Raw genomic sequence first — 24,189 nt, forward strand, 5'->3', positions numbered from 1 at the left:
CGCCCCGAACAGCACCTCAGCGCCGCCGGTGAAGGCGTATCTACGACCACCAAACAAAAGGCGCAAGCGATTTCTTCAAAAAAATCCCAATGCCCAAACGTCAGGGAGGGGGATATTGCCGGAACGCTGTCCCGGCCTTACAAGCAAGCCCCTGATTACAGGTCGAATCTTCAAGAGCTCACGGAATAGGCGCCACCAGGGAACTTTGGCGAGGCTCGGCCAGACGAGCCATAAGCCTTCCTGACGCTCCACCACTGAAGCTCGTCAGACGGAAGCGCCGCCCGCAAGAGTCGCGCGCGCCAAGTCCCGCCTCCGGTACGAAAAGCGGCGCCTTCCGGAGACGCCGCTGCCTTGAGTTTCGGATGAGTGCCAGTCTCAGGCCGCGCGCGGCCAGGACTGTGCGCCTTTGACCACGAGGGATTCGTGCAATGCCCGTATGGCCGCCGCCATGTCGCCGCGCGGCATGGTATATTGCACATCCACATTGCGCGGCCCCTGAGACGCCCCGAGGCAGGCCAGCCCGCCGTCCGCCAGGGCCTGCAACCCCCGAGTCAGGACGGAAAGCCCCAGAAGATCACGCCCGACCACGGAAACCAGAGCCAGTTCGCGGGTGCTGATCTCCGCCTGCGGGTATTTGCGCATCAGGTCAGCCTCGACCCGGCGCAGTTCCGGCACCGTTGCATCCACGTAGTGGGTGATGGTGTTGGCATTCGACACCTTGGACACGATTCGGACATCGTGACGGGTCAGCGCCTCCAGGATCGCGGCATCGTAGCCCTTGACCCCCACCATGTCCTGCTCGAAGACCTCGAGCGCCAGAACCGGGAGACCTGTAACGATTTCCACGCCCGCCTCGTCGGCCGGCTGATCGTCGATCAACGTGCCGGGATCGTGAGGCTCGAAAGCATTCGTTACGCGCAATGGCACATGCGCCTGGCGCAGGGTCTTGGCCGCCGATGGATGGATCGCCTCCATCCCCAGGTTCGCCATCTGGTCCGCCACGTCGTAATTCGTCCGGCCCAGCTTGCGCACCTTGTCCTGGCCGACGAGTTTCGGATCAGCGGAGGACAGGTGGAACTCCTTGTGGATGATCGCTTCGCGCGCGCCGGTCAGCGCGGCCATCTGCGAGAACGTCACCTCGGAATAACCCCGGTCGAATTCGCGCATCAGACCCTCGGCGCATTGGGCGTAGCCGGTCACGATGGGCATTTCCCTCGAGGGGTCGACGCCGTCGAGCGCAGAGGTGATGCGCTCTTCCAGCGTCACGTCGCCATCGCCGCGCCAGCCCGTCAGATCCACGAGTGTCGCGTTGATGCCAGCCCGACGCAAAAGCAGAACCGCAACCTGCGCGGAGTGCGCCTCCCCGATGCCGGACAGGAGTTCCCGAATCTGCAGGAGGTGCGCGTTCAGGCGGAAATGGCCGTAGGAACACAGCCGCCCGAGGTCCACCAGGCAGGTACGCGCCCCGTCAATGCGATCATTCACCAGCGCGGTGGCCTGGGCGATGTCGTCGGGATGGTCGAGAACTGCGGTATGCGCCTCGATCATCGCGGCGGCCGCGGCGTCCAGTGCCGTACTCCACTTTTCTTCGCCCTCGCCATCCGCGAAACTCGCATAGACGCCCGGCTCCCCGGACTTCTTGTGTTCCAGAAGCAGGTTGGTGATCCCGCCAAAGGCGGAGACCACGAAAACCCGCCCGTAGTCGGTCCGGCCCCCATCGGTGAAGACCGTATCGCGCAGTTCGCCGAGGCGGGACATTGACGTCCCGCCGATCTTCTCAACGGTATGCATGGTTTATGCGTCCTCCAGATCGGGCGCGGCATAGGACCCGTCGGCCTGGTGCACTTCCTTGCCCGTCACGGGCGGGTTGAAGCAGCAGGCCATGACCAGTTCTTCTTCGGCGCGCAGGATGTGACGGTCATGCTGGTCGAGCGCATACATCACGCCCGGCTTGATCTCGTGCGTCTCGCCCGTGGCAAGGTCAGTGATCGAACCCTTGCCCTGCATGCAGTAGACGCTCTCGAAGTGGTTCTTGTATTCGAAAGTGTGCTCCGAGCCCGCCTCGAGAAAGGTGATGTGGAAAGAGAAACCCATCTTGTCGTCGGCCAGCAGCATACGGACAGATGTCCATTGCGCGTCCGACACGACGCGGGTGGGTTCGGTCTTGGTGATTTCGTTGAAGTCACGAACGATCATGTTGGTTACTCCGCTGCAAGTTTCGTTGTGGACAGGACGTCACGCGCTGCGGCGATCAGGATATCGAGGCCGCGCTGCAGGGTTTCGTCCGGCGTAGTAAGAGGCGCCAGGATCTTGACGACCTCGTCGTCGGCCCCGGATGTTTCGATGATCAGTCCGTTCTCGAAGGCGCGCGCACAGATCTCTCCGGCAAGATCGCCAGAGCCCACGTCAACGCCGCGCATCATGCCGCGTCCCTTCAGGCGCGCACCGGGAACCATGTCGGCGATGGTGTTCAGACCATGTTCGACCACGGTGGCGCGGCGCGCGACATGGCGCTGGAACTGACTGTCGGACCAGAACTTGTCGATGGCCACCTTGGCGGTGACAAACGCGTGGGTGTTGCCACGGAAGGTGCCGTTGTGCTCCGCCGGGCTCCAGATGTCGTGCTGCGGACGGATCAATAGCGCCGCAAAGGGCAAGCCCATGCCAGACAGAGACTTAGCCAGCGGAATCAGGTCAGGCTCGACGTCCATTTCTTCGAAGGAGAAGAAGGTGCCGCAGCGACCGATGCCCGCCTGGATGTCATCGAGGATCAACAGCGCGCCATGCTTCTTGGCCAGACGACCGATGCCTTCGATCCACTCCTTAGACGCGGCATTCAGGCCACCCTCGCCCTGTACGGGCTCAAGGATGAAGGCCGCCGGGGCGTCGATGCCGGAACTGGGATTGTCGAGCATCTGCTCGATGATCGAAAGCGTGTCGATACCGTCGCCAAAGGCGCCCTCGTAGGGCATCCGGGTCACGCCGTGCAGATCCATGCCCGCGCCACCACGCTTGCCCGCGTTGCCGGTAGCGGCCAGTGCGCCCAGCGACATGCCATGGAAACCGTTGGTGAAGGCGATGATGTTGGAACGTCCCGTCACCTTGCGCGCCAGTTTCATGGCGGCCTCGACGGCGTTCGTGCCGGTGGGTCCGACCATCATCACCTTGTGGTCCATGCCACGGGGCTTCAGGATCTTCTCCTCGAAGGTTTCGAGAAACGCCGCCTTCGAAGCCGTGTGCATATCGAGCCCGTGCGCGATGCCGTCGCTTGAAATGTGCTCGATCAGCGCGGTCTTCATGTCGGGGTCGTTGTGGCCATAGTTCAGCGACGAACAACCGGCCAGAAAGTCGATGTAGGTCCGCCCATCGGCGTCGGTCATCTCCGACCCGGAGGCGGAGGTAAAGACAGTGTCGAAGCTGCGGCAGTAGCTGCGGGCATCGGATTCACGGCGCTTGAAAACGGAAGGTGTGGAAGCGGTCATGGACTGCTCCTTTCGATATGGATTGATACTGGAAGAAAAAGTGCGGGTCGGATGCCGATCAGGCGGCGCGCTCCATCGCATCGGAATCGAGGTCGATGGTGACCATGTTCTCCGTGCTGGCGCGACCCTTGAAGTGCTCCGACTTCAGGAAGTGCGGCTCCGACGAGAGTGTGCCCCCCTGTACCCGGGCGAACTTCCGGAACATGCCCCAGGACGCGGCGTTGTCCGCCGTGATGGTGGTTTGCAGACGGGTCACGCCCGCACAGATTTCGCGATTCAGAAGGGATTGCAGCATCGTAACGCCCAGCCCCATGCCACGCGCCTTTTCGGACACCGCGACCTGCCAGACAAACAGCGTGTCGCCCGCGTTCGGCGTCAGGTAGCCCGAGATCCAGCCGACAACCTCTCCGTCCAGCTCAGCCACCACGCAGGTGTCGGCGAAGTGGTCGCACTGCAGCAGGTTGCAGTAGATGGAGTTCTCGTCCAGCGGCTTGCAGCTGCGCACCAGTTCCCAGATGGCCGGACCATCCTCGGCAGTCGGTGTTCGCAAGCTGGGGGTACTTTTTCGCGCGATGTCGCGGGGATGTTGCATGTGTCACTCGTCGGTTGTTTCCTTTGATGTGCAAAGTATCGTCTCGCGCGGATATTTCAACTGCCTAAGCGATTTTTTTGACCTTTGGGCGTTTACACCCATATTTCCTTAGGTATACCGCTGATCTTGAGAGGTCTTAACTTTGATTAACGAAACGAAAGACGCTTGTTTGGCGCTGACGGCCCCGGTAGTCTGGCACCTCAGAGCGGGAAGGAAGACGATGGACCGGGTCGACAGCAGCCTTATTGCCCTGCGCAGGATCATCCGCGCGACAGAGCTTTATGCCCGTGATCTGAAGCAGATTGCCGGGATCACAGCCGTACAGTTCCGCGTCCTGCAGATTGTCGGCGAGAAGGGTCATACCACAGCCAAGGAAATCAGCACCCGGATGCATGTGAGTCAGGCCACCGTGACATCCCTCGTCGACAAGCTCGTACGCGAAGGCATGGTGACGCGCGAGAAGTCCCAGACCGACCGCCGCCAGACCGACATCCTGATGACGGAAAAGGGGCAGGCCACCCTCGACGAGGCGCCGGACCCGTTACAGCAGCGGTTTGTCCGCAAGTTCGCGGCGATGGAGGACTGGGAGCAGTCCATGCTCCTCGCCGGCCTTGAACGCGTGGCCCTGATGCTGGACGCCGATGATCTCGACGCCGCGCCGGTTCTCGATACCGGCGAGCTGAAGAACGGCGCTCACCACTAGGCAAAACCACCCAGGATAGACAAAATCCCGCACAGGCCCCGCGTCTGCTGGGGCGGTCCGAAATCGCGGCGCAGGCTGACTGGCCTCGCCGCGTTGGGATGTTGCTTTTTGCAAATGCGGGAACTCACGAAAAATCGCCCTAGATCACGATTCGGATACACGGAGGGGAACATGTTCCACAAAATCGTCTTACCCGTGGACCTCACCCATGCCGACAAGCTCGGCAAGGCGCTCGGACTGGCCGCAGAGCTGGCGACACGCTACGGGGCCGAGGTTTGCTATGTCGGCGTGACCGCCAACACGCCGGGGGCCGTCGCCCGCAACCCGAAGGACTACAGCGACCGGTTGGCTGCCTTCGCGGCGGAGCAGGGCCATGAACGGGGCATAAACACCACCTCGCGAACGATCGTTTCGCACGATCCGTCCGTCGATACCGACCGACACCTCATCGAGGCGGTCAAGGATCTGGGCGCCGACCTCGTGGTCATGGCGACCCATCTGCCTAACGCGGGCGACTACATCTGGGCAGGCCACGGTGCTTCAGTCGCGGCCCATGTCGGGGCTTCGGTCTTCCTCGTGCGCGACTGAACCGAGCCGCACAAGGCCAGGCACCCACGCCCCCAACCAAAGCACAGGACGAACAGGAAAGAGAGGATACATGACAGACGAAAATGTCAGCGCCGGGGATGGGATCCCCACGCCGGACGGCGCGTCACACGTCATCGAGACGGATTACGAGATCGGACAGGATAACGTCGAAGGCAATCTTGGCCCCTTCGGCTTTGACATCCACAATCCGGTCTTCGCGATCTCCGGGCTCGCCATCGTGGCGTTCGTCTTCTACACGCTGGCCCTGCCCGAACAGGCGGGCGCGGTGTTCAACTGGCTGTTCGACAGCGTGACGAAGGGCTTCGACTGGTTCTTTCTTGGCGCGGCCAACATCTTTGTCATCTTCTGCCTGCTGCTGATCGTATCCCCGGTGGGCAGCGTCCGGCTTGGCGGCACCGAAGCCACCCCGGACTACGGGTATGTCGGCTGGTTCGCGATGCTCTTCGCGGCGGGCATGGGCATCGGACTGATGTTCTACGGCGTATCCGAACCGATGAGCCATTTCTCCTCCTCCGTTGGCGGGACCGCCGTGGGCGAGGACGGCATTCGTACCGACTGGGCGCCGCTTGGCGCAGCGGGCGGTGACGAAGCGCAGGCTGTGCGGCTGGGCATGGCGGCAACGATCTTTCACTGGGGGCTGCACCCTTGGGCGATTTATGCCGTGGTGGGTCTGGCGCTGGCGCTGTTCTCCTACAACAAGGGCCTGCCGCTGACGGTGCGCTCGGCGTTCTATCCGATTTTCGGCGACCGCATCTGGGGCTGGCCGGGTCACATCATCGACATCATCGCGGTCTTTGCCACGCTCTTCGGCCTTGCCACCTCGCTTGGCTTCGGCGCGACACAGGCAAACGCGGGTCTGAATGAACTCTTCGGCATCCCCGTGGGTGAAACCACAGAGGTCATCCTCATCTCGGCCATCACCGCCGTGGCGCTGGTTTCCGTGCTGCGCGGCCTCGATGGCGGGGTAAAGGTCCTGTCCGAGATCAACATGGGCCTTGCCTTCATCCTGCTGATCTTTGTGCTGCTGGTCGGCCCGACAGTCTGGCTGTTGACTCTGTTTGCCGATTCGCTTCTGGCCTACATCCAATACCTCCCCGCCCTGTCGAACCCGATCGGCCGCGAGGACGTGAACTTCAGCCAGGGCTGGACGTCCTTCTACTGGGCGTGGTGGATCAGCTGGTCCCCCTTTGTCGGCATGTTCATCGCCCGCGTCAGCCGGGGCCGCTCCGTACGTGAATTCGTGGTTTGCGTGCTGCTTATCCCCTCACTGGTCTGCGTTCTGTGGATGTCCGTCTTCGGCGGCTCCGCGCTGCATCAGGTCATCAATGACGGCTATACTGCCGCACAGGACGCCACCCTTGAACTCAAGCTGTTCAAAATGCTGGACGTGCTGCCGCTGGCCTCGATTACCTCGCTGATCGGGATCGTCCTCGTGATCGTTTTCTTCGTCACCTCCTCCGACTCCGGGTCGCTGGTGATCGACACCATCACGGCAGGCGGCAAGGTCGACGCCCCGGTGCCGCAACGCGCCTTCTGGGCGATCTTCGAAGGTGCCGTGGCCATCGTGCTCCTGCTTTCGGCAGGCGGCCTGAAATCGCTGCAGTCCATGGTGATCTCCACCGGCCTGCCGTTCACGGTAATCCTGCTGGTGATGTGCTTCGCCATCTGGCAGGGCCTCAGGAACGAGCGGCGCGCCATCAAGTGATGGCGCCCTGACTTGCACCCATGATGGCCCGGACCCCACGCGGTCCGGGCCATCTCTCACGTCTGATAGAACCGTCCCCGCCGAATCTGCCCGGAATTGACAGCACCCCCGCCGCGCCACAAGGCTATGCCATGGCCGGGAGGAGGTCCGGGCCGCGAGGACGGGATTTCATCGGATGACGGATAAACGGGAACTGCGCATCGGCCTGATCGGCTCCGGCTTCATGGGGAAGGCGCACGTCTTTGGCTATGCAACCGCGGTGAAGGTCTTTGACCTGCCCGCGCGGATCACCCTCCACACGGTGGCGGACATCAGCGCCGAGGCGGCGAACCGCGCCGCGAGGGCCCTGGGCTTTGCCCACGCCACCGACGACTGGCGGGTCATGGTCACCAACCCCGAGATCGACGTCATCAATATCACCGCCCCCAATGCCCTGCACAAGGACATGGCTCTGGCTGCCATTGCGGCGGGCAAGCATGTCTATTGCGAAAAACCCCTCGCCCCCACCGCCGCGGAGGCGCTGGAGATGACACAGGCAGCAGAGGCCGCCCGCCTAAAGACGCAGGTGGGCTTCAATTACCTCTGCAACCCCATGCTGCAACTGGCGCGCGACATGATCGAGGCCGGTGAACTGGGCGAGATTCGCGGCTATCGCGGCCTGCACGCGGAGGACTTCATGGTGGACGCCCAAGGGCCCTGGACCTTTCGCCATGATCCGGCGGGCGGCGGTGCGCTGGCCGATATCGGCAGCCACGCGCTGGCCACGGCGGAATTCCTGTGCGGCCCGATCACCCGCATCATGGGCGATTGCGTCACCATGATCGCGGAGCGCCCCGATGGTTACGGCGGTCGCAAGCCGGTGGAAGTCGATGACCTCGCGCGGGCCTTCCTGCGCTTTGCGTCCGGCGCCACCGGGTCCGTAGAGGGCAACTGGATCGCCACCGGGCGCAAGATGCAGCACGATTTCGAGGTTTACGGCACGAAAGGCGCGCTGGCTTTCAGTCAGGAACGGTTCAACGAACTACATTTCTATTCCAACGACGACACGCCCGGTCGCCACGGCTTCCGCCGGATCGAGGCGGGACCGGCCCACCCCCCCTATGGCAATTTCTGCGTCGCACCGGGCCACCAGATCGGGTTCAACGACCTTAAGGCCATCGAGGTCGCGGGCTATGTCAACGCGATTGTCGGCGACGCGGGGGAGCCGTTCAATTTCCGCAATGGCCTGCGCATCCAGCGCCTCGTGGAAGCGATCCAGCAATCCGCGCGGGAGGAACGCTGGCTGGAGATCTGACGTCCCGCCCTGTGACGCCGGTCAAGGCACGGGTTCGCAAGGCAGGCCGTGGATTACTCCATACGCTCCGCCAACGCGGCGGTGGTGGCCTCGACCGGGCGCTGCCAGTGGTGCGCACCGCCCCATGGCCCGCTGGTACTGACACGCGCGGTGCAGGATCGTATAGGACTGCAATCGCTTGGGTCACAGGGAACCAAAACGCGGGCGGAACGGTTCATCGCTCATGCATGATCACGCCGAAGCCCCGCACGACAGCGAACACAAGGACGCCGAAGCCATCCGCGACCCGGCGGATGAAAAGAGCGTCTTCAACGCATCCCGTCTATCGGCGCGGCTGATCTACGAGGTCATCCGCCGCGACGGCGAAGAGGAACTGGCCCGCCCCACCGTATCGCTGATCTGGTCGGGCATCGCGGCTGGCATCCTGATATCGCTCTCGGTCATCGCGCAATCGGTGCTGCGCTTTCGCCTGCCGGACGCCGAATGGGCCATCCTGATCGAATCCCTGGGCTACTCCGTGGGCTTCATGGTGGTGATCTTCGGGCGGATGCAGCTTTTTACCGAGAATACGATCACCACCGTCTTGCCGGTGATAACGGAGCAATCGCTGTCCTGCTTCATGAAGCTGCTGCGCCTCTGGGGCATCGTTCTGACAGCCAACGTGGTGGGCGCCGGCATTGCCTCGGGCTTCCTCTACCTGCCGCATTTCGTGCCGCCGGATGCAACTGACAGCCTGCTGGAGGTTGCGCACCACGCTGTGGATGGCACCGCGCGGGAGAATTTTTACCGGGCCATTCCGGCGGGCATCATCATCGCCGCCATCGTCTGGATCATCCCGGCAGCACAAAAAAGCGCGTTTTTCGTTATCCTGACGATGACGTGGCTCATGGCGGCAGCGGGCTTTGCCCACGTCATCGCCGGATCGGTGGAGGCGGGCCTGCTGGTCTGGTTCGGAGAGGAAACGCTCTGGAACGTCACCTTCTCCTTCTTTTTTCCGGTTCTGGTGGGCAATGTTCTGGGCGGCACCGCCGTCTTCACCCTGCTTACATGGGGCCAGGTGAAGAACGAGGTAACGCGGGACTGACCGCTCAGGCCCCCACCACCAGCCGTTCGTGCAACTCCCTCAGGTCCGGGTGCACCAAGGCAAGCCTGCGCAGCCAGTCCCTTGCCGCCCCGGCACGGTCAGCGTCCGTGTTCAGCACCCGTGCAGAGAGGTGAGTCTCCAGCGCCGGTCGCATTGCCGCCGGGCCACGCGCGCGAACGAGGTCCGCGATAATGTCCCGCAGGTGGGCATCGTACCAATGCTCCGCCAGCACCGGCTTGAAATCTTCATGGTAGTGGTTCAGATCCGACTCCAGTGCGTCCGCCTGCCCCAGGGCCATGACAGCCTCGGTCGGGTCGAAGACACGCAGCCCTTCGGCCTGCGCAACTTCCTTGACCATCGTCACGTAGCGATCACGCGTCTTGATCGGGGCACCGTTCTCACGCGCATTCACATGGGTGACGAACATGACATTGGGCAATTGATTGGCCAGCGCGCGCATGTCCTCGCGGGTCTGGGCCGCGTCCGCGCGGCGCAGGCGAACCTGACGCAGCACGTCGCGTTCCGCCGCGCGCTCCGGCCCACCCCAGGCGTCGGACAACAGTGCATCGATCCCGCCCTGTGTCTCGCGCTCGATGGCCTTCCAGTAGGCGTTCTTGCGTGCGTTGTCCTTGAAGAAGTCCGCGTATTGCGTCCGCAGGTAATTCAACTGCAACAGCGTATCGCCAAGGCTCAGCACCTTTTCCGAGCTCAGTTCCACGATGTAGATGTCAGACGGTTCGTGTCGCTGCGCCGCCACCTCCGCCCGGTCAAAACCGGACACGAATGGCCATAGCGCTTCGTCAATATCGACTTCGCCCAGCAGATACCGCATCTGCTGCACGGCCTCCGGCGAGGAGTGGCAGAAGCCAAGGCTGCGGCCACGGTTCATCTCCACCCCGAGGAAGGGCCGTGCCTGCCGCAACGGATCGACGATCCGGCAGGACCCGATCGGAGCGACGCTGAGGATCTGGCCGGACGTCTGGCCGGAACTCTGCTGCGCTGGCATATGGGTAGTCTCCGTAAAGTATGTCTCCGAGGCTATCCCGGAAGCGGGCCGATTGTCAGCCGCAATTGACGATTGGATCGTCATCTCACATCCCCTGCCAGCGAGGCGGACATCAGCCGCATGGCGGTACCGCGCAGCGGGCCGTGCCGGCACTCGTCGAGGTATCCCTCGGCCGCGCAGAAGCGTAACATGGCGCGCAGGGTCGAGCCGGTCAGCGTGCCGGTCAGGTGGCCGGAGTAGTTCCCGCGCCTTTTGAACTCGGACTGCACGAGCCAGATGAAATCGTTGCGATCCGCGCGGGCAACCGCGCTCATCACGTCGTAGGCGACCTCGGGGCTGGCCTCGTCCAGCCGCTCCGCGATCATCTCCCGGGCCTTGGACCGCGGCTGGCTGTCCATGATGATGCGGACCTCCTCCCCGGTGCGGGTCGCGTCCCGCAACAGGTCGCGGTAGCTTTCAAGCAATGCGGGACGCTGCGCCCTCAGACCCAGCCCCGGCACGAGACGGGCCGCGCGCAGCAGTGCGGCCGCGCTGTCCCCATGGCCGTGATCCGCTGCCGCACGGACCTGCGCCACCACCACGTCGCGATCCAGCGACACGGGCACGTGATCGGACAGGAGTTCCAGTGCAAGCACGCCATACCGCGGGTCCTGGGACTTCAGTCCCTCCTCCAGCGCCGCCAGCGCCGCCGCCCGGTCGGAACGGCTGCCCAGCTGGCGCCGGATCTCCGCGTCGATGAGAGCGACCTCCGCACCCTCCACGCGGTCCGTCACCGCGTGTTCCAGCGTCCTGCGCGCGTTTCCGAACAGCCCGCGGCGGATCTGCATCTCCGCCACCTTGAGGCGCGCGCCTTCCACGCCGCTGCGCGCCGCGCGCTCGTACAACACCTGAGCCGTCGGATAGTGGCGCGGCACGCCCAAGCCACCGCGATAAAGTCCAGCCAGCCGCATCGTCGCCTCGCCGTGGCCCTTGCCTGCCAGCTCTTCGAAGATCCTGCGCGCCGCGGCGAAGTCGGCAAAGCCGCTACCGGCGTCAGACAGCGTCTTGCCCAATTCCATGCGCGCGCGACCGTCACCGGCCGCAGTCAACGTTTGCAGCAGCGCCAGACCGGCCTCCGGGTCCGACAGTCCGCCAAAGCTGTGGCGCAGGTGGGCCTTCGCCACGATCAGGTCAAAGCCCACGATCCCGGCCGCACGCGCCTTTGCGAAGGCGTCGAAGGCCGCCTCGCCCTCCCCTACGCTCAGAAGCGCCACAGCGAGGTAACGCCATGCCGGTGCATAACCCAGCTTTGCCGCCTTGCGATAGCTGTCGATGCCGCGGGCCGCATCGGGGGCCGTCATGGTGCCGCGATAAAAAATATTCCCCATGCGAAACGCGGACCGCGCGTGGCCTTCCTTCGCCAGACCCGCATAACCCTCCAGCACCGCCTGCATCTGCTCGGTGTCGCGCGCTTGTTTGCGCAGGCGTTCCACCGCCTTGTAACGGCTGTTCAGCGTCTGTGCGGCCTGGGTCGGCTGTTCTTGCGTCATCGCCACACGGTGTTCCTGTGCATGGGTCGCCGCCGGAGCCAACGACAGGATCGCCGCGCCGAGTACGATCCCGCGGGACAGCAAGGGGGCAAATGTCTTCATTCGGATTGTCATCTCGGTCACCTGTCTTTCGATTGGCGTCGCGGTAGCGGTGCAGGTCCCTGCCCGCAGGCAATGTCAGCACCGGCACATATCATTTGAGTACGGCGGTGAGGTGCAGCGCCTGCACTTCGAAATCGCGCTGGCCCAGTGTCGGGAAGCGCGCACGGACTTCGGGCGTCAACCGTCCCAGCCCGGTCTCCCCGGTCGACTGGACTTCCTCCTGCGTCTCGATACGGAACAGGGCAGAAACCGCTTCGAGCACCGCGTCCAGCCGAACGCGATTCAGCCTGCGGGCGATGTAGTGGTCCTGAGGCGCGTCCCAGCCCAGATGCCCCCAGTCCAGCAATGGCTGCTGCGCCGCATCGCCGGGACGAATCGCCGCGACGGTCTTGGGTGACTGGGCGTGCCCGTTCCACGCGTAAAAGTTCTTGTGCCGGATCACGATCCGCCCGCCGGGCCGCAGCAGCGCCGCAACGCGGGCCAGCGCAAGCGACACGTCCTCCACATGCGCCAGAACATGGTGCATCACCGCGAGATCAAACCGGCGGTCGGTCTCGAGATGCTCTATTGCCGTGGCTTCGACCTGCCAAGGCGCCACACGCGCCGCGATCTCCTTCGGGGTCCAGCCGAATCCCTCTCTCCGGCGGGTCGCGAGGTTCTTTACCCGGTCACGGTCAAGACGTAACTCCGGGTCGATCCCCAGCACCGAGCGCGCGCCATGGGCGAGGTAGCCCAGCCCGTGCAGTCCCGCGCCACAGCCCACGTCCAGGACGTCGCGCCCGTCCAGATGCTCAGCAATACGCTCCGGCCATGCCATGTAGCCGAAGGCCGCCGCGCGCTGCAGCAGCGCGGGCTGGAATGCCCCGAAACGCCACGGCTTGTCCGACGCACTCTGCCACCAGCCGTGCACGGCAGCCATCTGGCGCCCCGCATTGCCCTGAGCCCCCTGCAGCGGGTCATTGTGGCGGATCAACAGCTCCGAAAAGGCCGCGAGGTCAGCCGCGCTTACCCGGTCGGTACGGATCGTTGCCTCAGCGCTTTCCCACAGCCGGATGTTGGCAGGGTCCGGCGCCTGTGCCGCCAATTGTGCCCAGGCCGCGGCCATGTAGCCCTCCTGCACCAGCCGGATCAGCCGTACGATGTTCTGTGGCCCTTGCGCCATGTCCTGCGCCACGAGTTCCGGCAGGATGCCCGGATCGAGCAGATCGCGCAGGTCCTGCTCCAGCGTGGCCGGGCGCTCCGCCACCTCCAGCGCGAGGATATTCGAGGCTTCCGCGTCGTTGCCCTCCGCATAGCGGTAGAGCCCCAGCCCCACCAGCCGGTCGACGTAGGCCATCATCTCGTGATGCTTCGGGTTCAACCCATTCTTTACGAGGATCACGCCGTGAGCCGCCATCGCCCCTGCGACCGACGCGAGGCATTCGTGCAGCGCCCTTGCCGTCTTGGGTGAATCGATCACAAGCAGGGAGACCTCCGGCCCCGACCAGAGAAAGTCGCTGAACGGCACCGGGTGGATCGTCGCGCGAGCGCCGGTTTCTTCCAGGATCGCCTCGAACAGCGGGCGAAAGCTGTCCCCGGCGGCAAGCACGCCCGGCACGCGCGCCGCGTGGTCAGCCGTCCAGTCGAAGCAGTCGACCACGTGCAGATCACCATGCTTCGCCAGCGCATGGCTCAGGTAACCCAGCCACGGCCCCATCTCGACGATCACCGCGTCCTCTGGCAAGACCTCTGCCACTTGCGTGACCCGGCCAAGGTCGCATTTGCCGACCATGCGCGGGTGATCCTCTGCCAGAAGGCGACTTGCCACCTCCGCTGGCGTTTTACCCTGAAACGACAAGATCGCCGCGCCCTCGCCAGCGGATGCCCGTCCTCTCTGCGTTTGCCAATCCCGGTAATACATACTCTGCCTCGCCTACATTGAGCGTTTCGCCCTGCGGGTCGTTGCCCGCTCCGGCGCGGTTCTCAGGAACCGCCCGGTCTGTGGTTGCCTACGTCAGCCGTTGCCTTCGTTGCCGTTGCCGTTGCCGCCGCCGCCGCCCTTGCCATTCCCGCAATTGCCGCCACAGCTGTCGTAGTTGCCCTTGCCCACCCGATAGAGCCATTCCTTCAGAATGGTTTGCCTGTCGAAAGATTTCTGCCCGACCACCTGCGCGCGCACATCCAGCACCGCGAGCATACCGATCTCGTCCCGGCGTTCCGTCATGCGGCGGGTCCAGAAAGCGTCGAGCGCGGCCAGATCCCCCGTCCGGGCGATGGAATAGCTCATCCAGACCAGCGCCCGTTCATCGCCCTCGCGGCCGACCCGTTCGAGAACACGCGCCACACCCTCGGATACACCGGCGATGGCGCGATCCTGCTCCAGTTCGCGGCGAAGGTCACGCCAGACGGCGCTATCCGTCACCGGCTGTTGCAGACCAAGGGCCAGCGCAGGAGTGACGGTGGAAACCACCGCCGCCACCATCAAGCCAAGACGAGACAGCGACCGTTCCAGAAGGCGACGCCCCGCGGTCATCAGAAGTTCTCCGACAGCTGCATCAGCGGTGCCGCCACGATACCCGCGATCGAGTAGTCGCTGCTGGTATAATCACCTGCGGTCAGCACGATCTGGTCAACCAGACGCGGCTGCGGCGCGGTCCAGCCAAGTTCACCGTTGGAAATGTCGCCGACTTCACGGCGCTCCTCCGCCATGGCACGCAGCGCGGCAAGATGATCCGCCCCCGGGCGCACCACGCCGATCCGGTCGGCTTTCTCGCCGCCGGGGGCAAAGCGTTGCAGCGCGTTCTCGTGCCACGGCAGATCCGCAAGTGTCGGCAGCCGCTCCGCGACATTATCCGGTCCGGTGGCCTGCGTCTGGCCGTCCACCTCCAGAGGCGCGCCCACCGCCTCGCCATCGGCGCCAAAAGAGCCCACCACGCTGGCGTTGAAGGAACTGTCAGGCAGATCGAAGACCCCGGATACGCGGAATTCCTCGGCCGGATAGCCGCCTTCCGACAACGTGATGAACGCCACTTCCACGTCGTTCGGGTCCGGTTCCCAGCCTTCGAAACGTGCCCCCTCTCCGATGAACAAGTCGCTCAGCCACAGCCCGCGCAGCAACATCGGCGCGGCGAAACGGATCGTCAGGCGCTCATTAATGTCGATTTCGTCGTTCTCATGCCCATCAAGCACGCCAAGCCCGTCGATGGGGTCCCAGTAGATCGCCGCCGAAATCCAGACGCCCTCTGCGTTCAACCGCTCCGCCACGACCTCTATGCCGTCAACGTTGCAGCGATCCGCGCCCAGGCAGACCTCCCATGAAATGTCACGGAAATCCGTTTGGCCCCGCAGTTCTGTGTCCACCGCACCCATCGGCATTTCCGCAGCAAAAGCGGCGGCAGAAGTTATTACAAGGGCGACCCCGGCGGGGCGTACGAACTGGGGTAAACATGATTTCAGCAACAACGACATTGTATTTTTGCACCCTTCCCGCGCCTTCTACGCGCTAGATTTGTGATCGTACCGAGGTTAGAACCGGGAGAGGCGTATTTCTTAGCGCTCCGGTTACCACTTTGATTGACCTGTCACCCAGATAATTCCGGGGCAGGAATGTGGCGAAATTGTGCAGCACCCGATTAAAATCGGGAGAATGACCTATTAAGACGGGTCAGCCTGGCATAAATCCATCTGAGGGAGCCATGGCCCTGCCATTCGCCCTCCAGCGCCCTTACAGGATGGTCCGACCGAGAGATGCCCGATTCGACGCCCGCTCCGGATTTCGCAAGGCTGCGCCGCACCCTCGTGGAACTCTGCGGACGCGACGCTTACCTCGACGCGCTACTGGCTCTGGAGGACAGCGGACTCGCCGTCGCAGAAGCCCCGGAACTCTGGCACTATCTCGAACGACAACTGACCGAAGGCCGTGCCGACCGCCTCGCGCGGGTGGTTCGCGCGCGGCTCGCCGAGGCGGGCAGCTATTCGACACAGGCGGCGCTTGCCGATGCTCAGGCGGCGCTCGACCACGGCGACCCGCACCGGGCGGAAACCATCCTGCGCGCGGTTTTTGGCAGCGACGACCTACCGCCGCCGGTCGCACGGGTCATGGCGCGCGCGCTGGCGGGGACCGGCCACCCCGAGGCTCTTTTGCACCTCGACCGCCTCTCTGACGGTGACAGCGACATGGCATTGCTGAAAGTCGACACCCTCCGGGCCGAGGACCGCCTGCTCGAAGCCCAGGCGCATTGCGAACTTTTTGCGCGCCAGTTTGGCGGCGACGCGCGGTTCCAGGTGCGGCTGGCGCGCATGGCCGTCGGGCTGGGCCGCTGGGACGAAGCCTTGCGTGTGTGGGAAACGCTCTGCGCCACGCCCGGTTTTCCGCGCTCCGTGGCTCTGGCGAACCGCATCCGCCTGCTGGCCCGGCTCGAACGCAATCCCGAGGCGCACGCCCTGACGGCCGAATTCCTGCTCGAAGGCCCTGCCCTGCCGGACCTCGTCACCATTGCTGCCACGCTTGGCATGACCGGGCTGATGCAGGCGGCCATCGCTGATGCCGTCCAACGCGAATCCCGCCTGCCCCTGCCCGAAGGCGACTGGCCAGAGGTCTGCGGACAGCTTCTTGACCTAGGCCGTCTAGGCCAGGTGGCGCGGCTCGCCTCTCAGGGCCTGCCGGTCGGCCCGGCTGTGACGGAGACGCTCGCCGCCGCACGCCGCGTCCTGGGGCGCGACAATACCAGCCCAGCAACCCCGGCTGAAGCCGCGCGCCTGCAGATGCCCGACGCGTTGCTGCCCTTCCCGCCCTTCTACGCCATGCGCCGCCCAGCGCTGATACGGCACCCTGACCGGGCACGCATCCTGCTGGTCAATGCCTCGCTTGGCTCCGGCGGGGCGGAGCGGCAATTCGTCATGATGGTGCAGGCGCTTCTGCGGCAGGGCATCCGTCCCGATCAAATCGACGCCGCACTGTTTTCCGTTTCCCCTGACAGGGGCCGCGCGCATTTCCTGCCGGAGCTTCAGGACACCGGCATCCGCCTGCACGACCTCCAAAGCCGCGACGGTTTCTACCGCCGCCTCGACCCCGCGCTCGAGGACACCTGCCAACTGCTGCCCAAACCCCTGCGCGGCGACGTGGTGGCGCTGCACGATCTCGTTGCCGAGCTGCGCCCGGACATCCTGCACGGTTGGCAGGATCGGGCCGGGCTCGCCGCGGGCTTTGTCGGGGCGCACCTCGGGACCGGGCGCATCGTTCTGTCGGCCCGCAACATGCAGCCAGCGAAGCGTGATCGCGGCGCGCAGATCGACGACCGTCGTCTCTATGCGGCGCTCTGCGCCCTGCCAAATGTGCAGCTGACCGCGAATTCCATAGCAGGAGCAAGGGATTACGAAGACTGGCTCGGCCTTGATCGCGGCGCGGCGGGCGTACTGATGAACGGCCTCGACACCGCGCGGTTCGCCATTCTCCCGCCGCGCGCCCCGAACGCCCGCGTGGTACGCCTCGTGGGCGTTTTCCGATTCGCCCCGAACAAGCGCCCGCTCCTGTGGCTCGATACCGTGCGCGCCCTACAACGCCTGTCACCGTACGACGTCCGCCCGCGGATGGTCGGCAGCGGCCCGCTGCGGGACGAAATCCTCGCCCACGCCTCTGCCATCGGGCTGAAGCATCTCCAGATCGACGGCGGACTGTCGGAACCCGCCGCAATCTATGGCCCCGCCGACGTGATCCTGCTCATGTCCCGCGTCGAAGGCACGCCCAACGTCCTGCTCGAAGCGCAGGCCATGGGCATTGCCGCGGCGGGCTGCGACGTCGGCGGCGTGCGCGAGGCCATGCTGTCCGAAGGCCCCGCCGCCGGCCTCGTCTTGCCGGAGGACATCGCGTCCGAAGACGCCGCCCGTCTGATCCAGGACTGGCTCCCCACCGCGCTCGCCGCCCCGGGCGACGCACGCGCCGCCTTTATCCGCGACACCTACTCGCTCGAAGCACTCGGCTCCGGCACGTTGGGGTATTACGGATTGGAGGCATGATGACCGCCGTCACGTGGATCGATACGCCCGAGGGCGATCCCGCCGCCGGGCTGATCGCGGCGCTCCTGCCGGAGGTGCGGCCGATGCCGCCGCTGGCCGCGACCGCGCCCGAAGACACAGTCTGGTTCCCCTCCCACCACGCCTTTGCAGCCCGGGCGGCGGAGTTCGCAGCGACCCCCTGCGCACTGCATGTCGCCGTCCGGCGCGGCAGATCGCTGGCTGCGGATGCGCAGGTCCTGCGCGCGTTGGCCGACCGCCTGGCGCCACGCGTGACCTTCCACGCACTCAGCCCCGCCGCCGCCACCGCCTTGCAGGCTCTCGGCATTGACGCGGCTCCTCTCGGGACGGCCCCTACCGCCCCGCCCCCCTCCGACCGCGCGGTGATCGAACCGGATCGCGACCGGCTGCTGCACATCCGCCACGGGGTGGAAACGCCGCTTCCGCTGACGGCGCTGAACTGGGCGCGGCTTGCCCGTGGTGCGGTGCTGACCGCGCCCGGCGATCTGGAACCCGACTGGCATGACCTTGCAGCGCTGGCATCGCGTCTGCCCTCGCCGGGTGACCCCGGCCGCCACCTGCTTTTCATCACGCCCAACGGCGTTGGCCTTGGCCACTTGACCCGGCAGCTTGCCGTGCTGCACGCCATGACCGAACCGGTGCGGGCAACGTTCTGGAGCTTTTCCCGCGCCGCCCTCATCGCGCAGGCAGCAGGCCACGACGTGCTGCTCCGCCACACCGCCGAACACCTCGGCGCCGATCCCTCCGCATGGCAGATGCGCGAAACGGAGGCGCTGGCGACCTACCTGCGTCGCTTTCGCCCCGCCGCCATCGTCACCGATGGCAGTCAGGTCGAACCCTTCCTGCGCGACGCGATGGCGCAACCCGGCTGCCATCACGCACGGCTGATCTGGATCCGGCGCGGCATGTGGCGCGCCGATGCTGATGCGCGCGGCCTGTCCGACGTGCGCTTCTGCGACCGCGTGCTGATTCCGGGCGACCTTGCCGCCCGCGCCGACCCTGGCGCCACCGCCCGCGCGAATCCCTTTCCGCCGGGTCTGTCAAAGACACGAACCAGCGCACCGGTCGTCCTTTCCCCCGCCACGTCACCTCTTTCGCGCCGCGACGCGCGTCGTGCTCTGGGCCTCGGGTTTGGCACAGGAACGACCTGCCTGGTCTCCCTTGGGGGAGAAGCGTTTTCCCGCACGGCGGGGGTGGAGGATCGCCTGCGTCAGCTCGCCCGCAAGGCCCGCGTCACGCTCGTCTGGGCTCGCTCGCCGCTGGCGGCGCCATCAGACCATGCCGACGATACCCGCCAGATCGCCCTGTATCCGATCAGCCCTTACCTCGCCGCTTTCGATGGTGTCATTTCTGCCTGCGGCTACAATTCCTTCCACGAACTCATGACAATGACAAACAGGCCCGTGCTCTTTGTTCCAACGATCAACGAGCGCCTGGACGATCAGGGCGCGCGTGCCCGGCATGCCGCGTCCGAAGGCTGGGCGCTATGCTTCGACCCGGAGCAGGGACACGACGAATCGGCGGTTCTGCGCAGTTTCCTTGGCTCGCTCCGTCGCGCGGAGCCTGTCGCGGGGCGCCCGCCCGGCAATCCGACAGGGGCGGCAGAGATGGCGGCGACCATCCAGGACTGCATTCGGGGGAATATCTGATGGCATCGACCGACGATCAGGATACCGATGCGCTGATCCTCCTGCGTCAGGCGGGTCGCGAACGGCAGGAACTCGGACGGCGCCTCGCGCGCTATGAATTCGAAGCGCTGAAACGAGACCTCTCGGATCCGGGCGCCTTCGACCTCCGGCTGGAATTCGGAGACGTCAGGCCGGGCCGCCTGCTGCTCGATCCCGATCTGGATACCGCCCCGCAAACGCTGGACGCACTACCGCGTTTGCCGGTGCCTCTGGGCCGCGTTGCATGGGCGGACCATCCCGAAGACCTGCCCGTGACCGGAATTCTCATAGGCGACCTGCGCCCCCCCGTGCTTGCCTCCGGCCTGCTTGCGCTGCTCACGGAACATCACCAGCAGCCTTTCGCGCGATTGTTGTTTCTCTGCAGGACGCTGGCACCTGTGCACGTGCTCGGTCGCTACGGCTTCATCTGCGCCTGCATCGGTGACGCCCCGGTGGACGGTGTCGGCATTACTCTCGGCCTTCGTCACGGGCTGCATCAGATCCGGACGCTTGACGAGGGCGCTCTCCTCTGGTCGAGCGAAACCGCAGAGGCGCCCCACTGCCAACCGCCCTGAAAGCGCGGTCGCGCGCTGCGCGAGTTGCATGTGCTTATACCGCGTATTAACTATACATCGGGGAAGAGGCCAAGTGACTGCCGGTGAACGGGATTTCAGGCACGAGGCCTCCATCAGCGTGTCGGGATGCTGCAAAATCCTATCGCTAACTGTGAATTGCCCCGAGAACTCCGCCACCCCGCCCCAGAACAGCCACTTTCAAGTGCGATTTCTGACCAAGCCCGGAAGGACAGGAGTCCAGGATGCCCAGCTTCAGAATGCCGAAACTCGGCAAGAACAGCATCGGCCCATCGGCCAGAGCAAAGACAGACACCGCCCCCACCTCGACAGCGTCGCCGAAGCCGACCTATGCGGCAAGGCAGGAGCGCAAACGGAGCCTCGTTCTGGCCTCCGCCACGCTGGTCTGCGCGTTGGGTATTGGCTACGTCATGCAATACGGCCTGCCCGGCATGGACAATCGTGACGAGGCCCGCACCCGGCCCATGGCACTGACGGACATCACGCCGACCTCCTCCGCCGCCGGGGACATGCCGCGCCGCGAGCCAGAAACCGGAGTATCGGCCCGCATCGCAGAAGGCACCCATTCGGCGAAGGCCGCGCTGCAATCCACCGACGCACCCGCACCGATCACCCTAGCCGCACTCGAAGACGTCTCGCCCGGGGCCGCCCCGGCCACGCCCGACATGCAATCCGTGCAATCCGTGCCCGACCCCGCCTGCGACGTCACCATGAGCGCCGAACCGGCGGCGGGCGCGCTCGTCAAGCTGACGCTCGACGCACCCTGCAACGCCTCTGAACGCCTGACCCTGCACCATCAGGGCATGATGGTCACCGCCGCCACCGGGAAGAACGGCCACCTTGCCATCACCGTGCCTGCGCTGGCCGAAAAGGCGCTATTCATCGCCTCCTTTGCTTCCGGCGATGGTGCCACCGCGCTGGCGGAGGTTCCGACCCTCTCGCTTTATGACCGTGTTGCATTGCAATGGAGGGGTGACACCGGCCTTGGCCTGCATGCCCGCGAATTCGGTGCCGATTACTTCGGCCCCGGCCATGTGCACGCCAGAACTGCACGCGACCTCGGTGCCACGGCCCGCGGCGAGGGCGGTTTTCTCGTGTCGCTCGGCGATGGGACCGCCCCCGACGCCCTGCGCGCGGAGATCTATACCTTCCCGCGCGGCGCCGCCCACCGCGACGGCACCGTGGCGCTGAGCGTGGAGGCGGAGATTACCGCCGAGAACTGCGACCATCCTATCGAGGCGCAAACCCTTGAGATCCGAGACAGCGCAGCCCTGCGCACCCGCAATCTATTGCTGGATATGCCGGGCTGCGACGCCATGGGGGACTTTCTGGTGTTGAACAATCTGGTCGAAGACCTGACAATCGCCGCGAGGTAGAAGTCAGGCGAACGAGGCCCTTCATGAGCATCCGGCGTGCGGCGATCTTCGCCGCACTTTTCTTCGTGCAGACGCTTTTCGCCCTGCCCGCGGCCCTGGCACAGGACATCACCCTGCGCTCCCGCGACGGCTCCATCGAGCTGAAGGGCGACCTTCTGGGCTTCGACGGCGAATTCTACCGGATCGATACGCGCTTTGGCCGCCTCACCGTGGACGGATCCGGCGTCACCTGCGAAGGCATTGGCTGCCCCTCCCTGACCGACTACGTGGCCGAAGTGCAGGTCTCCGGCTCCGCCACGCTGGGCCGCGTCCTTGTCCCGGCCCTGATTGAAGCCTTCGCCGCACGCTCCGGCTTTGCCGCTGAACGGTTGCCGGAGGATCGCGACCATTTCACCTACGCGCTGACTGACCGGCGCACCGCGAAACTGGCTGGGCGCTTCCATTTCAGCGTCACAAATACCGATGCGGGCTTTGCCGGCCTGCTTGCCGACGAGGCTGACATTGTCATGGCCCTTCGCGAAATCCGCCCCGCAGAGGTCCAGCGGGCGCGCGAGGCAGGTCTGGGCGACATGACTCTGTCGAACCGCTCATCCGTGCTGGCGTTGGATGCGCTGGTGCCCATTGTCGCCCCCGGCAACCCGGTCGACCGGCTGTCGCTTTCCGACCTCGTGGCGATCCTCTCCGGCAAGAAAAACAACTGGTCCGCTTTCGGCGGCCCCGACGCCCCCATCACCCTGCACGCCCGCGCGCAGTCTGCCGGGCTGTCCCAGTCCATCGAGGATAGCCTTCTGGTCCCGGCCCGAGCCACGCTGGGCGCGGCCACGCGTCACGCCTCCAACACCGCTTTGGCGGAGGCCGTGACCCGTGATCCCTTCGGCATCGCGCTCGCCGCCTTTTCCGACATCGGGGGGGCAAAGCCCCTGCCGCTAACCGGGCCCTGCGGTTTTCAGCTGCGCGCCGCACGCCGCACGGTCAAGACCGAAGACTACCCGCTCACGGCTCCGGCCTTCCTCTATATCCCGGCGCGCCGCCTGCCCGCGCTGGCTCGGGACTTCCTCAAATTCACCCGCAGTCCGGCGGCGCAGATCGTCATCCGCCGCGCCGGTTTCGTCGATCAGGCGCCGGAGGAAATCAGCGTCGACCTGCAGGGCGACCGTTTTGCGAACGCTGTCCTTTCGGCCGAGGGTACCGATGGCCTTTTTGAACTGCAGCGCATGACCCGTGCGCTCACCCCGATGCGCCGCCTGACAACGTCTTTCCGGTTCGAGGTGGGGTCCTCGCGACTCGACGCTCAATCGCGCTCCAATGTGCTGCAATTGGCCCGCGCGCTGGAAAGCGGGGCATACGATGGGCGCGAACTACTCTTTGCCGGCTTCTCCGACGGTGCGGGACCCGCTGACGCCAACCTGCGCATCGCCGCCAAACGGGCGGAGGCCGTCCGCATCGCCGTCGAACTCGCCGCTGAAACCGCGGACCTGGAACGCACCCGCATGACCTCGGATGCTTTCGGAGAAGCCATGCCCATGGCCTGTGACGACACATCCTGGGGGCGCGAGGTCAACCGCCGCGTCGAAGTCTGGCTGCGCTGAAAATCGGCCGAGGCCAATCCGTATCCAGTGAGGAACCCTTCAATGGGGACGGTGACTGACCGGAACGAGTCCCTAAAGGAACCCCTCCGATCGGAAGCTCGTCTCTGACGACTTTCCGATGATGAGGTGGTCGTGCAAGATGATCCCCAACGCCTCCGCCGCTTGCTGAATCTGCTCGGTCACGACGATATCCGCCTCCGAAGGCGTGGGATCGCCCGAAGGGTGGTTATGCACCAGGATCAGTGCCGTGGCGTTCAACTCAAGCGCGCGCTTGACCACCTCCCGCGGGTAGACCGGGACATGATCCACAGTACCGCGCGCCTGTAGTTCGTCGGCGATCAGCACGTTCTTTCGGTCGAGGAAAAGCACGCGGAACTGCTCCACGTCGCGATGCGCCATGCTTGTCTGGCAGTAGTCCAGCAGCGCGTTCCAGCCGCTCAGCACGGGCTTTTTCAGCACCTTCGCGCGCGCCAGACGATGCGCGGCGGCCTCGATGATCTTCAGTTCGCAGACGACCGCTTCTCCCACCCCGCTGACCTCCGCCAGCCGGTGCGTAGGCGCGGAGAGTACCGCGTTGAAATCACCAAAGACCTCAAGCAGTTGGCGGGCCAAAGGCTTCACGTCGCGCCGGGGGATCGCACGGAAGAGAACAAGCTCCAGCATCTCGTAGTCGGGCAGCGCATCGGCCCCGCCCACCAGAAATCGCTCCCGCAGGCGGGCGCGGTGATCCTTGATATAGGACGGCTGGGCGCTGGTCGCCTGTGCCGGAATCTCCGGTGCCTCGTCGCGCGCAAACAGTGGGGCCTGCGAATCGGAAAACTGGCGGTAGCGGCTCATATCGGGATC

21 protein-coding genes are annotated in these 24,189 nt (G+C 65.1%); 11 read left to right on the forward strand and 10 right to left on the reverse strand.

Annotation, left to right across the window (positions count from 1 at the left end):
- A partial coding sequence (locus tag J5474_RS11300; protein ID WP_209361029.1) for a hypothetical protein occupies positions 1 to 189 on the forward strand: 189 nt, incomplete at its 5' end.
- A 186-nt stretch (positions 190 to 375) separates the two neighbouring features.
- Here J5474_RS11300 and J5474_RS11305 read toward each other — a convergent pair.
- From J5474_RS11305 to ectA, 4 genes are read right to left on the reverse strand one after another with little or no spacing between them, the layout of a single operon-like run.
- Positions 376 to 1,791 (reverse strand): aspartate kinase, encoded by a 1,416-nt coding sequence (locus J5474_RS11305; protein ID WP_209361030.1) that lies wholly within the window; start codon positions 1,789 to 1,791, stop codon positions 376 to 378.
- Positions 1,792 to 1,794: 3 nt separating this feature from the next.
- Entirely contained in the window at positions 1,795 to 2,196 is a 402-nt protein-coding gene (locus J5474_RS11310) for an ectoine synthase (RefSeq protein WP_209361031.1), read from the reverse strand.
- Between the two features lie 5 nt (positions 2,197 to 2,201).
- Positions 2,202 to 3,482, reverse strand: coding sequence for a diaminobutyrate--2-oxoglutarate transaminase (ectB, locus tag J5474_RS11315; protein ID WP_209361032.1), 1,281 nt, complete (start codon positions 3,480 to 3,482; stop codon positions 2,202 to 2,204).
- 58 nt (positions 3,483 to 3,540) lie between these two features.
- The gene (ectA, locus tag J5474_RS11320) at positions 3,541 to 4,074 is read right to left on the reverse strand and encodes a diaminobutyrate acetyltransferase (protein ID WP_209361033.1); all 534 of its coding nucleotides are present in this window, start codon (positions 4,072 to 4,074) and stop codon (positions 3,541 to 3,543) included.
- Positions 4,075 to 4,294: 220 nt separating this feature from the next.
- Between ectA and J5474_RS11325 the strand changes: the two genes are divergently transcribed.
- The 5 genes from J5474_RS11325 (at position 4,295) to J5474_RS11345 (ending at position 9,469) form a co-directional block, all read left to right on the forward strand.
- A complete protein-coding gene (locus J5474_RS11325) occupies positions 4,295 to 4,777 on the forward strand; it encodes a MarR family winged helix-turn-helix transcriptional regulator (RefSeq protein WP_209361034.1) in 483 nt (160 codons plus the stop codon).
- Positions 4,778 to 4,948: 171 nt separating this feature from the next.
- Positions 4,949 to 5,365: a universal stress protein gene (locus J5474_RS11330; RefSeq protein WP_209361035.1), complete on the forward strand. Its 417-nt coding sequence runs from the start codon at positions 4,949 to 4,951 to the stop codon at positions 5,363 to 5,365.
- A 70-nt stretch (positions 5,366 to 5,435) separates the two neighbouring features.
- Positions 5,436 to 7,091, forward strand: a complete 1,656-nt coding sequence (locus J5474_RS11335; protein WP_209361036.1) for a BCCT family transporter — start codon at positions 5,436 to 5,438, stop codon at positions 7,089 to 7,091.
- Positions 7,092 to 7,266: 175 nt separating this feature from the next.
- Positions 7,267 to 8,385, forward strand: coding sequence for a Gfo/Idh/MocA family protein (locus J5474_RS11340; protein ID WP_209361037.1), 1,119 nt, complete (start codon positions 7,267 to 7,269; stop codon positions 8,383 to 8,385).
- A gap of 223 nt (positions 8,386 to 8,608) precedes the next feature.
- Complete coding sequence (locus J5474_RS11345) at positions 8,609 to 9,469, forward strand: formate/nitrite transporter family protein (RefSeq protein WP_209361038.1); 861 nt, start codon at positions 8,609 to 8,611, stop codon at positions 9,467 to 9,469.
- A gap of 4 nt (positions 9,470 to 9,473) precedes the next feature.
- Here J5474_RS11345 and J5474_RS11350 read toward each other — a convergent pair whose 3' ends face one another.
- From J5474_RS11350 to J5474_RS11370, 5 genes are all read right to left on the reverse strand, one after another.
- Complete coding sequence (locus tag J5474_RS11350; protein WP_209361039.1) at positions 9,474 to 10,475, reverse strand: hypothetical protein; 1,002 nt, start codon at positions 10,473 to 10,475, stop codon at positions 9,474 to 9,476.
- An 80-nt stretch (positions 10,476 to 10,555) separates the two neighbouring features.
- Positions 10,556 to 12,106, reverse strand: coding sequence for a tetratricopeptide repeat protein (locus J5474_RS11355; RefSeq protein ID WP_209361040.1), 1,551 nt, complete (start codon positions 12,104 to 12,106; stop codon positions 10,556 to 10,558).
- A 91-nt stretch (positions 12,107 to 12,197) separates the two neighbouring features.
- The gene (locus tag J5474_RS23125) at positions 12,198 to 13,913 is read right to left on the reverse strand and encodes a class I SAM-dependent methyltransferase (RefSeq protein WP_209361041.1); all 1,716 of its coding nucleotides are present in this window, start codon (positions 13,911 to 13,913) and stop codon (positions 12,198 to 12,200) included.
- 186 nt (positions 13,914 to 14,099) lie between these two features.
- Positions 14,100 to 14,618: a hypothetical protein gene (locus J5474_RS11365; RefSeq protein ID WP_209361042.1), complete on the reverse strand. Its 519-nt coding sequence runs from the start codon at positions 14,616 to 14,618 to the stop codon at positions 14,100 to 14,102.
- Entirely contained in the window at positions 14,618 to 15,454 is an 837-nt protein-coding gene (locus J5474_RS11370; RefSeq protein ID WP_209361043.1) for a hypothetical protein, read from the reverse strand. Before J5474_RS11370 ends, J5474_RS11365 begins: the two co-directional genes overlap by 1 nt.
- 378 nt (positions 15,455 to 15,832) lie before the next feature.
- Between J5474_RS11370 and J5474_RS11375 the strand changes: the two genes are divergently transcribed.
- The 5 genes from J5474_RS11375 to J5474_RS11395 all read left to right on the forward strand — a co-directional run bounded on the left by J5474_RS11375 (position 15,833) and on the right by J5474_RS11395 (position 23,343).
- On the forward strand, positions 15,833 to 18,100 hold the full coding sequence (locus J5474_RS11375; protein ID WP_209361044.1) for a glycosyltransferase: 2,268 nt from the start codon (positions 15,833 to 15,835) through the stop codon (positions 18,098 to 18,100).
- A complete protein-coding gene (locus J5474_RS11380; RefSeq protein ID WP_209361045.1) occupies positions 18,097 to 19,767 on the forward strand; it encodes a glycosyltransferase family protein in 1,671 nt (556 codons plus the stop codon). The genes J5474_RS11375 and J5474_RS11380 overlap by 4 nt, the downstream gene beginning before the upstream one ends.
- The gene (locus tag J5474_RS11385) at positions 19,767 to 20,360 is read left to right on the forward strand and encodes a hypothetical protein (RefSeq protein ID WP_209361046.1); all 594 of its coding nucleotides are present in this window, start codon (positions 19,767 to 19,769) and stop codon (positions 20,358 to 20,360) included. Before J5474_RS11380 ends, J5474_RS11385 begins: the two co-directional genes overlap by 1 nt.
- A gap of 242 nt (positions 20,361 to 20,602) precedes the next feature.
- A complete protein-coding gene (locus J5474_RS11390) occupies positions 20,603 to 21,754 on the forward strand; it encodes a translocase (protein WP_245216405.1) in 1,152 nt (383 codons plus the stop codon).
- A gap of 23 nt (positions 21,755 to 21,777) precedes the next feature.
- A complete protein-coding gene (locus J5474_RS11395; protein WP_209361047.1) occupies positions 21,778 to 23,343 on the forward strand; it encodes a substrate-binding domain-containing protein in 1,566 nt (521 codons plus the stop codon).
- 72 nt (positions 23,344 to 23,415) lie between these two features.
- Here J5474_RS11395 and radC read toward each other — a convergent pair whose 3' ends face one another.
- Positions 23,416 to 24,180 carry a RadC family protein gene (radC, locus tag J5474_RS11400; RefSeq protein WP_209361048.1) on the reverse strand — a complete coding sequence of 255 codons (765 nt, stop codon included), beginning with the start codon at positions 24,178 to 24,180 and terminating at the stop codon, positions 23,416 to 23,418.
- Between the last annotated feature and the right edge of the window lie 9 nt (positions 24,181 to 24,189).

Source organism: Sagittula salina, assembly GCF_017813235.1.
GTDB classification, from domain to species: domain Bacteria; phylum Pseudomonadota; class Alphaproteobacteria; order Rhodobacterales; family Rhodobacteraceae; genus Sagittula; species Sagittula salina.